This window comes from Cohnella endophytica (assembly GCF_003628305.1).
Classification (GTDB): domain Bacteria; phylum Bacillota; class Bacilli; order Paenibacillales; family Paenibacillaceae; genus Cohnella; species Cohnella endophytica.
Genome location: NZ_RBZM01000008.1, coordinates 152,160 through 165,891 on the forward strand (window position 1 = coordinate 152,160; position 13,732 = coordinate 165,891).

Sequence of the window (13,732 nt, forward strand, 5' to 3'; positions counted from 1 at the left end):
AGGAGGTGATCTCATTGGTGGAGTCTATTACGGATTTGGAAAGCAGACTTTGGAAGGCTTGGGAAAATCAAGAATTCACGATGAATTATCAGCCTCAAGTGAATATCTTGACAGGCTCGATCGAAAAGTTCGAAGCGTTAATTCGTTGGAATTGCGATGGCATTCCGATTTCTCCGGAAACGTTCATCCCTATTGCGGAAGAAACGGGGCTAATCGTACCTTTGGGAATGTGGGTGTTGCAAACGGTATGCGAGCAGCTTAAGAAGTGGGAGACGGAATGTCCCGACTTTTGCGGGGTTAGCGTCAATTTCTCGGCCCGTCAATTCCAGGAACCGGAAATCGTTCAAACGATTATACGCGCGGTTGAAGCGAGCGGAGTAAGTCCGAGGAGGGTGGAAATCGAACTAACGGAAGGCACCTTCATGCTTCATCAAGGAAACGCGGTCGAGATTTTCGAACAATTAAAACAGACCGGAATAACGGTTGCCATAGACGACTTCGGAACCGGTTTTTCGTCGCTCAGTTACTTGCAGCATATCCCGTTTGACACGCTTAAATTGGATAGATCATTCATCATGAACCTGCAACACGATGTCAAAAGCCAAGCCATTGTTAAAGCAATCATCGCCCTTGCCCGAAGTTTGAATGTTCGGGTAGTCGCGGAAGGAGTCGAGTACGAACAACAGCTGGAATTTCTGAAACTGGAATGCTGCGATGCCGTACAAGGTTTTCTATTCAGCAAACCCGTTTCCGCGGAAGAAGCTTATCAGTTGTTCGTACATCACAAGCTAAGTAAGGAAGCAGTGAAAATCAATGAAATCGCGTTACCCTGAGAAATTGGAAATTCTGGCCGTCGAAGATGGGCCGGAGAATCAAGTGCTTCTTCAATTGTTCTTGAAGGAATACCCTTGTCGCATCGATGTGGCTAATAATGGCGAAGAAGCCGTCCGAATGTATAGCCTCAAGCCGTACGACGTCGTTTTGATGGACATGTTGATGCCTGTTAAAGACGGCTACGAGGCAACAAGAGACATTCGCGGGATAGAGAAAGAGCAACACAGGGACCCTGCTCATATCATCGCGCTAACGGCCCATACCCTTGAAGAACAAATCCGCAGATGCGAACGTGCAGGATGCAACTTTATCCTGCACAAGCCGCTATCTCCAGAGCAGCTGTGGGAGCTGCTTAATCTTATCCGTATCGAACCTGTTCAACTCGTTGTGTTGAAGGAAGAATTGGAGGATTTGATTCCCGGTTATATCGATAACCGTTATCTGGACTTGCATCGAATTACGATTCTTCTTGAACGGCGAGATTATGAAAGCATCGGGTTGATCGGTCACAGAATGAAGGGCAGCGGTAGCGGGTACGGCTTAGATACGATTAGTCGGCTGGGAATAGAGTTAGCGACTGCGGCGGCTTTCGAGCAATCGTCTAGGATTGCCGACGTCGTTAAAGAGTTGGCCTTATTTCTAGAGCGAATAAAGATTATCTATCTCGGTCAAGACGATCAGGCTTGAGCTTGTATCCATTCCGTAATGCGATAAGTGGTGAGCTCCAAGCTGGTTTCGATCAGACGGATTCCTTCGGATAGATCATCCCATTCCTTATTGTGCAGGCGCTTCTCCAAATCGCCGCATAATGCGGCCACATGCAATGCGCCGTAGTTTAGACAAGCCCCTCTTAAACTATGAGAGCTTTCTAACATTCCTTGGAAATTCGCCTCATTAAATTGATGACGCAATCTGTCTTCCAATTGTTTACATTGAGCAAAAAACAAGTGAAATAGGTCTACAAGTGAATTATGATTAGGTTGGAGTTTGCGGAGCAATTCCATTCTCTCCAAGCTGACCATAATGTGACTCGGCTCATGATGTTGATGAATCTGTGCGGGACGGTTTTCCGTCGGCTCCAACTTTCCCCTTCGTTGCTCACCCCAGTGGAATAGTTTCTTCTCAAGCTCTTTTATGATAATAGGCTTGCTAAGATAGTCGTTCATGCCTGCTTCCAAACATTGCTCCTTATCTCCTTTCATAGCGTTGGCCGTCATGGCGATCATAATCGGCCGGATAGAGGGCTCTATTGTCGCAATAATATGCCTCGCGGTTTCCAGGCCGTCCATTCTCGGCATTTGGATATCCATAAGAATAAAATCGAACCGTTTATGTTGCAGTAATTGCAGCACCTCGTATCCATTGTGGGCGGATTCGGGGATATGATTCAACTTGACTAGTATACGATTGATTAGCTTTAGATTAACGACATTATCTTCTGCAACGAGAATTCGGTAAGCTTGTGCGGCCAAGTGAATGCATTCTCCTTCGTTTGGGGGGCTAGTATGAAAAGGACTTCGCTGTTTCAATGGGTATGGAAATCTTTATTTAAGACCATTTGGATCCCGTTGCTTGTTATGGGGTTATTTTTTATTTTTCTCTTTTTTATCGCTAATGAGTGGACGCGTCAGGAAAATACGAGGCTTGATCAAGAAGAAGCCAATTACAGCTTACTTGGTCAGGCACTGAACGAGGCCGATATTATCGATAAGCAGCTGCTCAGCACCGCGCAAGTAACGGAGGTGTACAGGAAACAGACGGAGAAACGACTGCAGCAACCTGATCATAACGACAAGGAGCAACGCGAGCGATTGAAGCTGTCGCTTGAAGGCGATTATCATGTCTATACGGATATCGCCGAAGGTGGAGCAGCGATCTACATCCCCGCGAATAAGCCGATTACGACCGAAAGCATCGAGAAGGTGCTACGACTGCTCCCCTTAGAAGGTTTAATGGAAGATATCAAATTTGCCTATCCCTTAATCGAGGACATGTATTTCACCAATAACGAATCCATTAGCATGATCTACCCGGACGATGACGGGTTAGACACTTCCGATCTCTTGGACAACATGAACGCCTTAAACGCTCCGGGAAAACAACAAGTGAAATGGACAAGCCCTCATATGGATTCTATGGGAAACGGACGGCTGATCTCCAGCGTCGCGCCCGTATACGAGGGTAACTCTCTGGAAGGCATAGTCGGTATTAATATTACGATAGAAACGTTCGTAAATCGAATTATAAATCTTGCGGTGCCTTGGAAAGGCTTCGGAGTTCTCATAGACAATACGGGTAAGATTCTATCCCTGCCCCCGCATGCGGAGAAGCTAGTCGGTTTGAATCAATTCATCGAGCAAGATCATTTCAAATCCGAGATCGGAACATCGGACCAAGGCGTGCAGAAAGTCTCCTTTGCCGGCAGGGATCATGTTGTCGCATGGTCAACGCTAGCCGATACAGGGTGGAAACTGATTCTTTTTACTCCCATCTCGGCGATTACCGCAAACGCAAACGAGATTAGCGATAAAGTATCGAACGCGGGATATTGGATCATGGGGATCCTAATTTTGTTCTACTGCATCCTGTTTGTAATATTTTACAGGCGGTTAAAGACGCTGACAAGAAAAATCGTTACGCCATTAATTCAAATGAAACAAACGACTATCAATATCGGCCAAGGGGAATATATTCAACGGCAGCCTTCTTATCCCATACAAGAGTTGCATGAAACGGCCGCCCAAATCGTCGAGATGGGCAAAAAAATGCATCGGACGATGGAGCAGATGGAAATTGTCCGATTAGAAACCGAAGCAGCCAAGAACAATTTAACTTCGATCGTACAATCCTTGGATGACGTCGTTTTTATTCTGAACAAGCAAGGCGTCATCGTCAACATATGGTCGAATGACCGGAATAACTTAGCCGCGCCCATGCAGCAAATGATAGGGAAGTGTTTTACCGAATACGTGGACGAAGATTTATCGAAGGAATACATGAATAGCCTGCAAAAGGTTTTTCAAAGCGGTCAAACGGGACAAGTGGAGTACCGGGTCAAAACGTTGCGGGGGTGGCGCTGGAGACTGGCTCGCCTATCCCCGGTCATTGATAGCGATGGGGTTCAACGCTCTGTTTCCGTTTTCTCCACGGACATTACGGAAAGCAAGGAAATGGAGTCTTCGCTCCGAAAAGCGAAGGAAGAAGCGGAGCTGGCCAGTAAAGCCAAATCGGAGTTTCTGTCCAGCATGAGCCATGAGCTTCGAACGCCGATGAACGCAATTCTCGGATTTGCTCAATTAATGGAATACGACGAAGACTACGAATTAAGCGCCGAGCAAAAAGAAAACGTGGCCGAAATTCTTAAGGCGGGTCATCATTTGCTAGAGTTGATCAATGATGTGTTGGATTTGGCTAGAATCGAGTCAGGCGTCATCAGCATGGAATTGGAGTTAATCTCGGTTCTGTCCTTGGTCGAAGATTGTTTGGGAATGATCGAACCGATGATTAAAGAGAAGGGGATAACGCTAACCCATCACGTTACCGAGGATATGGCAAGCTTCGAGATTTCCGCGGATCGAACAAGATTAAAAGAGATCTTGCTGAATCTGCTCTCCAACGCCGTTAAATACAATAAGTACAAAGGCAGCATTAGTATTCATTACGAGAGGTTTGACGGATATTTCAAAATCCATATCTCCGATACCGGCTATGGCATTGCTCCGGACAAGTTAGATAAGATATTCGATTCCTTCTATCGAATAAAGGATAATCACGTGAACGTAGAAGGAACCGGAATCGGTCTTCCGATCGCCAAGCAACTAATCGAGTTGATGGGCGGTTCCATCGAAGTGCAGAGCAAGCTCGATGAAGGAAGCCGGTTCAGCATCGTTATACCGTTCTAAACGTAAACGTTGGTACAGGGGATATCCTGTACCAACGTTTTTTGTTGTACAATCGATCACTTTGTTGATGAACTTTGAAGGGATGGGAATACTATGAGTAATTAATGCTAAGGGGAGTTAATACTAAAGGAGGTTAACAATATACGGGGACTTAGGGTTATGACGCTAACGCTTCGTTAGTAATCTTTTCGATATCGAAAGGACATTTTGCTCCTTCGCTTACTAAATCGGGTAAAATATTTTGCAGGAAATAATGAACGCAGTGAAGCTTGATTTCTTTGATTTTGATAAGCGCGTTTCGATACATGACGATAAATTCTTTTTCCGTATTTCCTCGTTGCAGCTCCGTAAAGGCCTCATAGATCTGATCCAGTTTATCCGCGACTTCCAGGATTAGTCCTTCCACCGAATCGTCTTTGCCCTCCCGCAGTTGCCTGCGAAATATTTGCTTGAATTCCTCCGGAATATGCTCGTCGATGAAATGAGCGACCATACCTTCTTCCACCTTTTGCAGCATGGCTCGCAGCTCTAGCGAGTAGTGCTTCACGGGAGTTTTGATATCCCCGATAAATATTTCCCCGTAATCATGGCTGCTTGTTATTTCGTATAGCTTTTTCCAATCCACGACGACTCCGTTACGCTCTTCGATATCCGCCAATGTTTTGGCATATTGAACGACCTTCCAAGAATGAGCCGATACGCTGTGCTCCTGAAACTTGAATTTTCCCGGGCAACGAATAATGCGCTCTAGATCGTTTAGCGATTGAAAATACGTATGAATGCCCATAAGATGAGTTCCTTTCTTTGATGAATGAAATGAGGTTACTTTACTTATAGAATACAATAAGTTTGTTAATGGACGATTAACTCGTTATTTGCCATATAGAAGCAGTTCTTGTTATTCTTTAATTCTTAGGGAAGTTTTCTATGAAACGAGGGGCAATTCATCGATGTTTAATGCTAAACGCAGCGTAATGTATGCATGGATTGTATCGTATATCATTATTTTCTTTATTCCCGTAATCGTAAGCGCATCCATCTATCCGATCTCGCGGAATATGTTGGAAAAACAAATAAACGATGCGAATCAAACCTTATTGAACCAAGTTCAATATGCCATTGACGGCAGACTGCAGGATATTGAAAAAATAGCCTATGAGATCACCGCGAATCCGGCGGTTAAAGGCTTGCATTATTTGAATTCCGATGCCGATAAAGCACTGCAGTACAATGTAGTTATGCAATATTTAAGAGGCTATAAAATGACGAACTCCTTCTTGGATAATATCTATGTCGTGATGAACGATCAAAGTGGCGCGTTAACCTATGATACTTTTGTGCCTCATGATTTGTTTGCGGATAGACTCAAGCGTTATACGAGTTGGACGAGTCATCAGTGGTCGGAGCTGCTTGTCGAGAACCCTTACGACAAGTTTCAAGCTATTTGCAAAACGGGTGCAGAACGCAGCGTATGCGAGGCGGTCGTCCTAACGAAGACATTGCCTACCTACAATCAGAACCGCTCCTTCGGCCAATTGATGTTATTCATGGATAGCTCTAAATTTCTCGAGCCCATGCAGAATATACAATGGGTCGAGGGCGGACAACTCTTGATTATGGATGATTCGGACAATATCGTGGCTTCGACTTCGCCGATCAGCGACTCTGTGGATTACAAGAGCTTTCAGAAGGGAGCAGGCGGATTTCATGCTCGATACGATGAACGGGATTGGACGGTTTCTTATGTGACGTCAGGAATTTCGAACTGGAAATATATTTCGCTCATCCCTACGAAAGTGATCAAGGAAAAATTGGATTATATTCGGGATCTTACGATTGCCGGACTTTTATTAAGCTTCACCCTGGGCGGCATACTGACTTATTTTTTCATTAGAAGGAATTACAATCCCTTAAGCAGTCTTATAAGAGGGATTACCCATAGTGACGGACTCTTCTTCGACAAGAAGTATAATGAATACGAATTTATTCAACAAGCGATAATCAAGTCGACGGTCGATAAGGAAAAGACCAATCAAGTCCTTAGAAAACAAAAGGATCTGTTGAAATCCAATGACTTAACCCAATGGTTAAAGGGGAATTGGATCGATCCTGCAAGGGTAGACGAATTGTTCGCCGACCGAATCTTCAGCTCCAGCTTATTTCGAATCATGGCGTTTCACATCGACGAGCACAAAATGTCCTTTAAGCTCGCCGGCAAAGAAAATCGCTTGAAGGAAGAGCTTCGATTGGCGAGATTTGTTATCTCGAATACGGCTATGGATGTCGCCTCTTCTAAATATGAAGTCGTGGGGACGGAAGTGGATGAAAAGATCGTTTTTATTATTAATCAGAAAAACGATCAAAGCGATAACGATAAAGAGGATATGATGACAATTGCCAAAGAAATCAAGGCTTTTGTCGACGAGAAATACAACATTCCTTACAGTACCGCGATAAGCAACGCCAAATCGGATATTCATTTATTGCCTGCGGCATACAAAGAGGCGTTAGACGCCATCGAGTACAATCTCATTCTAAGTATTTCGGGAATTTCTTTCTATGACGATATCATTAACCTGGACAATACCAAGTCTGAGGAGTGGGTTTATTTCTCTTCGTTACGTGCGGGAAGAAAATTAATCAACTTTATCAAGACGGGAGATACGAGTCAGGCGCAGGCAACATTAGATGAAATGTTCGAGCTGCATCATACGGCCTCGCCCTTGTCCGTCCCGGCAGTTAAGCTGATGAAGCTTAATCTGACGAATACGATGATTAACATCTTGTTTGAAGTTAGTCCTTTCATAGAGGATTCATTCTTGCAGGAATTGAACCCTGTTCGTCGCTTGCTTAACTGTCAACAAATTGCCGAGGTTAAGCTAGAGATGAGCGAGATCTTGGTGCAGTTGTGCGGTTACATCATTCTGAATCGCAAAGAAGAGTCGAGCGAGTTAAAGGATGCGGTCATCGGCTATCTGGAACGGAATTATGGAGATCCCGAGCTGAGCGTGTCGCTTATGGGGTCGCATTTCGGAATGACGCCAACTTATTTATCCCGATTGTTTAAAGAACAGACGGGAGTCGGGCTTCTAGATTATATGATTCACTTCAGACTGGAAAAAGCGAAAGAGTTGTTGAAACAAGATCAGCTTAGTATTAACCATATTTCGAATCAGGTCGGCTTTGCGAGTACGAATACGTTTATTCGCGCCTTTAAGAAGTACGAAGGCATTACGCCCGGTAAGTACAGAAGCATTACCGCAGAATCGATAGATTAAGGGTGATTGGGAGAGCTGTTCGCGTCATGGTTGCGCGGGCAGCTCTCTCTTTTTTTAGATTTTGCACATCAAGATCGTAAAATGACGATGGATTGTTCTGTTTTTTGCCGATGGATTATGGAATATAGCGATTTTTCGAGCGGCTTCATTCCCCTATACTAGAGTTGTCGGAGCGCTCCGATAAGGATTCGAATGAAAACGGGAGGTTACGATATGTTGGCTAAGAAATTCACATTATCAATTGTCTTGGTTATCTTCGTTTGCTTAATTGTATCAGGGTGCGGAGATTCTTCCTCAAGTAATAAAGGTTCAGGCTCCTCTAACGAGAAACAGAAAATTACGGTGCTTCTGCCTAAGCACGAAATGGATAACGTAGGCTTCATGGAGAAAGAAACGCGTCAATTCGAGAAAGAAACGGGAATTCAGGTCGAACTCATCAACATGTCATGGGACAATGTAGCGGATAAAATAACGGTGGAAATGGCGTCGAACGCGAACTCATACGACGTGATCGAATTGGATAATTCATGGGTGGCCAAGTTTGCGACGAACAAATGGATTACTCCATTAAATGAATTCATCGGCAGCGAAATTAAAGAGGGCGTACTCCCCGGACTGTTAGACAAGTTCTCCTATAATGGAGATCTCTATGGAATACCTTGGAATAACGACACTCGTTTCTTCATGTACAACAAGAAAAAGCTCGATGCAGCGGGTATAAGCGAGCCACCGAAGACATGGGATGAGCTCAAGGAACAGTCCAAAATCTTAATGGACAAAGGGCTCGTCAAATATGGATTTATCGATTCTTTGATGCAGGCGCAATCCGGTATGAACGAATTAACGTTCATGACCTATTCCTTCGGCGGAAATTATATCGATGGATCAGGCCAAGTCAATTTAACGAACAATGCTCCGCTCATTAAAGCCTATGAATATCTACGCAAAGGGCTTAATGAAGATAAATTCATAGATCCGGCATCGATCACTTCTAATTATGAAACGGTAGCCGACGTGTTCTTAAAGGGAGATACGGCTTTCTTCCTGCAAGCATGGCCAGGACTTTATCAGACGGCGAACGACCCGGATAAATCCAAAATCGTAGGTGAAATCGCCGTAGCGCCGTATTCTCCAGGGGTAGATGAAAGCTCGAGTACGGTACTGACCTTGCCCGAAGCGATGGCGATTCCGCAAAGCAGCAAAAACAAAGAAGCGGCATGGAAATATATCGAGTACATGTCCAGTAAGAAATTCGATAAGAAAAAAGCGCAGGAAATCGGGGCTTTGCCAATATGGACGGATCTGTTTAACGACTCGGAGCTGCTTGCGGTCTATCCTTATTGGAAGGATTTCGGCAAGCAATCGCTTAAAGCCAAAGGCCTTCAGGATATCCTCTGGTATGATCAGTTCTCGAACGTCGTTCAAGTCGAAAGCATCAAGATCTTACTTGGGAAAAATAGCATCGAGGACGGCTTTAAGGCAATCGAAAGCAATGTGGCGCAGTTTAGCAAGTAAAAGCAAGCGTTCGGAGGATGCAGGCCAGGCAAGAGGGTTTGCATCCCCGACTGTATTTTTTGTGAGAGTGGGAGAGAGATGACGCAAAAAGTGCTAAAGCGCATAACCAATGCCATGGATTCGGATAAAAAGCTGGGCTATCTATTAATATTCCCGAGCTTATTGGTTATTTTAGGCGTAATGCTGTATCCATTTCTTTATTCCTTAAATATGAGTTTCTCGAAGATGGACTTTGCCAATAGAACCATGAATTATATCGGACTTGATAACTATATTAGAATGTTTAAGGATTCTTACTTTATTAACTCCTTGAGGTTAACCGGCTATTTTACAATCGTTACGGTTATCGCTGAAATTTCCCTTGGTATTGCGATCGCGCTCGTCTTAAATCAGAAGTTTAAGTTCAGAGGATTCGTTCGCGGGATCATGATCTTACCTTGGGCGCTTCCGAGCGTCGTGAATGCGATTATGTGGAAATGGATATACAACCCCAATTACGGGGCGCTTAATGCCTTGCTTACTCAAATGCATATCATCGGCGAATATCGCGATTGGCTCGGCGAACCTTCATCGGCCTTACATGCCATGATATTCGCTAATGTCTGGAAGGAAACGCCTTATGTCGTGCTTCTAGTTCTCGCAGCTTTATCGAATATTTCCGGAGATCTATATGAATCGGCCAAAATAGACGGGGCCAACGCATGGCAAGCCTTCTGGAAGGTTACGCTGCCAATCGTGAAACCCGTCATCGTCGTATTGGCGATTATGAAGTCGATCTGGGCCATCCAAACGTTCGAATTGCCTTATATCCTTACGGGAGGAGGACCGGGCGGGGGTACGGAGCTGCTTTCCTTCTATATTTATAAAGCCACCTTCAAATTTCTGGATTTCGGAATGGGAGCATCGATGGCTTACATGATCACATTGGTAACCTTTGTGTTATCCCTCCTCTATATCAAGTTTCTGTCCAAGGATGGAGAAATCGTATAGCAGCATCCATATATGAGGTGATTCCGATGAAGAGATCGATCAATTTCAAGCAAGTTCTCGTTTATTTTCTGGCCTTCCTTATCGTCCTGTATGTAATGGCTCCTTATTGCTGGTTAGTCCTATCGAGCTTATCGACCAAAGCGGATTTACTTACCACCCCGTTAAAATGGATTCCGCCGCACATCACCTTCGATAACTATAAAGCGATATTATTCGGAGGGAACGATTCCACTTCGGATGCCGGGAGTCAATTTATATCCGCGCTTAAGAATAGCTTCATCATCTCGATTGTCGTAACCGCTCTTGCCTTGTTTCTGGGTATTCTTGCCGCTTATGCCTTGGCCAGATTGAACTTTAGAGGACGAAAGCCGGCGATACTGACCGTCCTCTTGGTTCAGATGATCCCGCCGATCGCGCTGATCGTACCGCTGTATATCATTATGAGTAAAGCCTCTCTCATGAATAATAAGTACAGTCTGATCATTATTTATTTATCGTTCGTGCTTCCGTTCGTCATTTGGATTATGAAAAGCTATTTGGCGAATATCCCCGCGGAGATCGAGGAAGCCGCTAGAATCGACGGTTGTTCGAAATTGCGGGCGTTCCTAACCATTATTCTTCCTATTTCTTTATCCGGATTGGCAGCAACTACGATTTTTGCTTTTATCATGTCATGGAATGAATTTTTCTATGCTCTTAACTTTACGACGACGCTTGCATCTAAAACATTACCTGTCGTCATTACGGAATTCAGCAGTAAGCACGGGGCTGACTACATCATGACGAGTACGGGAGGCGTTATTGCTAGCTTACCTCCGGTACTGTTGGCTTTCTTCTTCCAACGCTATATTCTGTCGGGGTTAACTAATGGGGCTGTAAAAGGATAAGCGGTACGGTTCTTCTCCGCCATCATTATGGCTAATTTTCGAGTGAGCCGATGTATTTTTGCGCTATTTTTGATATAATTTGCGGCAAACATATCATTGAGGTGCTTAAAGTGGCAAACATGGATAAGAAGAAGGAACAAGCGTCTGTCGATCGGCTGTTCGTTGGCGTAGATGTAGGGGGGACGAATATCGAATGCGGCGTTGTTACGCCGGAAGGAAAAATCATTAGCCGTTCCCATTGTGCGACACTAGTGCATGACGGCGGCGTAGATGCCGTTATTGACCGGATCGCGGGTACGATAAACGAAGCGATCGCTGCATTGCCGGTATCGGAAGGACGACAAATAGCGGGTGTAGGCGTAGGCATTCCGGGGCTGGTTGATCCTGTTAACGGCATCTCCTTGAATGCCGTTAACCTGGGCTGGCGGAATGTCCCGCTAGCGGCTAAGCTGACCGAACGGCTTCACATTCCCGTCAAGATAGAGAATGACGTCAATAGTTATGTCTATGGGGAAGCCATGTACGGAGCAGGAAGACAATACGATTATGTACTGGGGCTTACGATTGGCACGGGTCTCGCGAGCGCATTCATTATTAATGGCGAGATTTTTGGAGGCGCGGGACATTTGGCGGGCGAGATTGGACATATTCCGTTCGAAGACATTCCTTACGTTTGCAATTGCGGCCAGACCGGCTGCCTGGAGACAATCGTATCCGCAACCGGAATCGCCAGGCAGGCCGCCGATGCAGTAAAAGATGGGATGGACTCGATGCTTGCTCGTGTATTGGAACAACAGGGGAAGCTCACGGCAAGGGATGTATCCATCGCGCACGAAGCAGGAGATCGGACCGCGACAGCCATTCTTAACCGAACGGGAATTATACTTGGACGTGCGCTTGCTGCTATTGTTCCCGCGCTGAGCCCTGACGTTATCGTTATTGGAGGAGGAGCTGCTCAGGCAGGAGAGGCGCTCATTGCCCCATTAACATCCGAATTGAGAGCGCGCCTTTTGCCTGTATTTGCTGAGCGTCTACAGGTACGTACGGGAGAGCTCGCGAGCAATGCCGGAATCATCGGGAATGCCATGATCGCAAAGTTTTCCGCAAACAAATAAAGTTTTGCGGAAAATTATGGTTGACATTTTGCGCATTGTTGCATAAATTATAACTATATTTGCGGCAAAATTATCCAATTATGTATTTGCATCTGGGAGGGGACAGAGTGGAGAAGCGAATTCGGTTAGCGCTTGTAGGGCTTGGAGACATGGGATCGGGTCATCTCTATGGATTCGATCGGATTAGCGAATGCGAGATCACATGGGTAGCAGACCCCCATGAATCCAACCTAGCGCGTGCGCTTGGTATTCTCAAGAACAATAAGCCGCAGGTTTGTACCGATCATGATCAATTATTGCTGCATAGCGACGATTATGATGCTGTTGTTATAAGCGTACCGAATTACTTGCACCGTGATGTCGCTCTTCCGTTTATTGCGATCGGTAAACCTCTATTCCTGGAGAAGCCGGTGGCTTCTACGCTCGGACAATGCAACGAAATCATTCAAGCCGCCGAGGAACGCGGGGTACCTGTTCAGATTGGTCTTGTCTATCGCTATTCTAATGTATACCGGCGCATGGCCCAAGAAGTGAAGCGGGGGCGGTTGGGCGACGTGACGATGATGTGGTGCAAGGAGTTCAGAGATCCATTCCCGCCTAGAGATTGGTTCTACGATGAATCCCTGTCGGGCGGGGCGTTAGTGGAGAAGGACTGTCATCATTTTGATATTTTCAATTGGATGATCGGAGCGAAGCCGGTTCGAGTATTCGCATCCGGCGGTCAGCATGTCATTCGCCGAGGGCAGGACAATCTCATTACGAATAACTACACCCATTACGCTCCCCGAAATATAACGAACAGCTCTATCGTGGATCATGCATGGGTAACGATCGATTACGATAATGGAAGCAAGGCTATGCTCGGATTGTGCATGTATCTTAAGCCTTATAACCTTACGGATGAAGGTCTTGAGATTGGTTTAATTGGAAGCAACGGCGCCCAGATGGTCGCAAAGAAGGACAAATCGATCGATATAAGCGGAGGAGAGGACTTCACCAAGGAATATATCGATTTGGATGTTGTCAGCGACTCCGTCGATGGAGGTCACACGGGTAGCCAGAAGCAGCGCTACGCTTTCTTGAATACGGTCAGAACCGGGGAGCTGCCTTTCGCCGATTTGAATATTGGAAAAGAGGCCTTGCTGATCGCTCTCGCAGCCGAGAAGTCAATAAAGGAAGAACGGTATGTCTATCTCCACGAATTAATTTAA

At 45.4% G+C, this 13,732-nt stretch carries 11 protein-coding genes; 9 read left to right on the forward strand and 2 right to left on the reverse strand.

Annotation, left to right across the window (positions count from 1 at the left end):
• The first annotated feature begins 17 nt into the window (after positions 1 to 17).
• The gene (locus D7Z26_RS18875) at positions 18 to 833 is read left to right on the forward strand and encodes a putative bifunctional diguanylate cyclase/phosphodiesterase (protein ID WP_147423872.1); all 816 of its coding nucleotides are present in this window, start codon (positions 18 to 20) and stop codon (positions 831 to 833) included.
• Positions 814 to 1,521: a response regulator gene (locus D7Z26_RS18880; protein WP_120978578.1), complete on the forward strand. Its 708-nt coding sequence runs from the start codon at positions 814 to 816 to the stop codon at positions 1,519 to 1,521. Before D7Z26_RS18875 ends, D7Z26_RS18880 begins: the two co-directional genes overlap by 20 nt.
• Here the strand turns inward: D7Z26_RS18880 and D7Z26_RS18885 are convergent.
• A complete protein-coding gene (locus tag D7Z26_RS18885) occupies positions 1,512 to 2,306 on the reverse strand; it encodes a response regulator (protein ID WP_158602372.1) in 795 nt (264 codons plus the stop codon). The genes D7Z26_RS18880 and D7Z26_RS18885 overlap by 10 nt on opposite strands.
• A gap of 33 nt (positions 2,307 to 2,339) precedes the next feature.
• On the opposite strand from D7Z26_RS18885, the gene D7Z26_RS18890 reads away from it, so the two are divergent.
• Positions 2,340 to 4,736, forward strand: a complete 2,397-nt coding sequence (locus D7Z26_RS18890) for an ATP-binding protein (RefSeq protein WP_120978580.1) — start codon at positions 2,340 to 2,342, stop codon at positions 4,734 to 4,736.
• A gap of 157 nt (positions 4,737 to 4,893) precedes the next feature.
• On the opposite strand, the gene D7Z26_RS18895 is transcribed toward D7Z26_RS18890, so the two are convergent.
• A complete protein-coding gene (locus tag D7Z26_RS18895) occupies positions 4,894 to 5,523 on the reverse strand; it encodes a YfbR-like 5'-deoxynucleotidase (RefSeq protein WP_120978581.1) in 630 nt (209 codons plus the stop codon).
• A gap of 163 nt (positions 5,524 to 5,686) precedes the next feature.
• Between D7Z26_RS18895 and D7Z26_RS18900 the strand changes: the two genes are divergently transcribed.
• The 6 genes from D7Z26_RS18900 to D7Z26_RS18925 all read left to right on the forward strand — a co-directional run bounded on the left by D7Z26_RS18900 (position 5,687) and on the right by D7Z26_RS18925 (position 13,732).
• Complete coding sequence (locus D7Z26_RS18900) at positions 5,687 to 8,014, forward strand: AraC family transcriptional regulator (RefSeq protein WP_120978582.1); 2,328 nt, start codon at positions 5,687 to 5,689, stop codon at positions 8,012 to 8,014.
• Positions 8,015 to 8,227: 213 nt separating this feature from the next.
• A complete protein-coding gene (locus tag D7Z26_RS18905; RefSeq protein WP_158602373.1) occupies positions 8,228 to 9,529 on the forward strand; it encodes an ABC transporter substrate-binding protein in 1,302 nt (433 codons plus the stop codon).
• A 78-nt stretch (positions 9,530 to 9,607) separates the two neighbouring features.
• Positions 9,608 to 10,519 (forward strand): carbohydrate ABC transporter permease, encoded by a 912-nt coding sequence (locus D7Z26_RS18910; protein ID WP_120978584.1) that lies wholly within the window; start codon positions 9,608 to 9,610, stop codon positions 10,517 to 10,519.
• A gap of 26 nt (positions 10,520 to 10,545) precedes the next feature.
• Positions 10,546 to 11,406, forward strand: a complete 861-nt coding sequence (locus D7Z26_RS18915; protein ID WP_120978585.1) for a carbohydrate ABC transporter permease — start codon at positions 10,546 to 10,548, stop codon at positions 11,404 to 11,406.
• Positions 11,407 to 11,525: 119 nt separating this feature from the next.
• Complete coding sequence (locus D7Z26_RS18920; protein ID WP_120978586.1) at positions 11,526 to 12,521, forward strand: ROK family protein; 996 nt, start codon at positions 11,526 to 11,528, stop codon at positions 12,519 to 12,521.
• A gap of 107 nt (positions 12,522 to 12,628) precedes the next feature.
• Positions 12,629 to 13,732: a Gfo/Idh/MocA family protein gene (locus tag D7Z26_RS18925; RefSeq protein WP_233567050.1), complete on the forward strand. Its 1,104-nt coding sequence runs from the start codon at positions 12,629 to 12,631 to the stop codon at positions 13,730 to 13,732.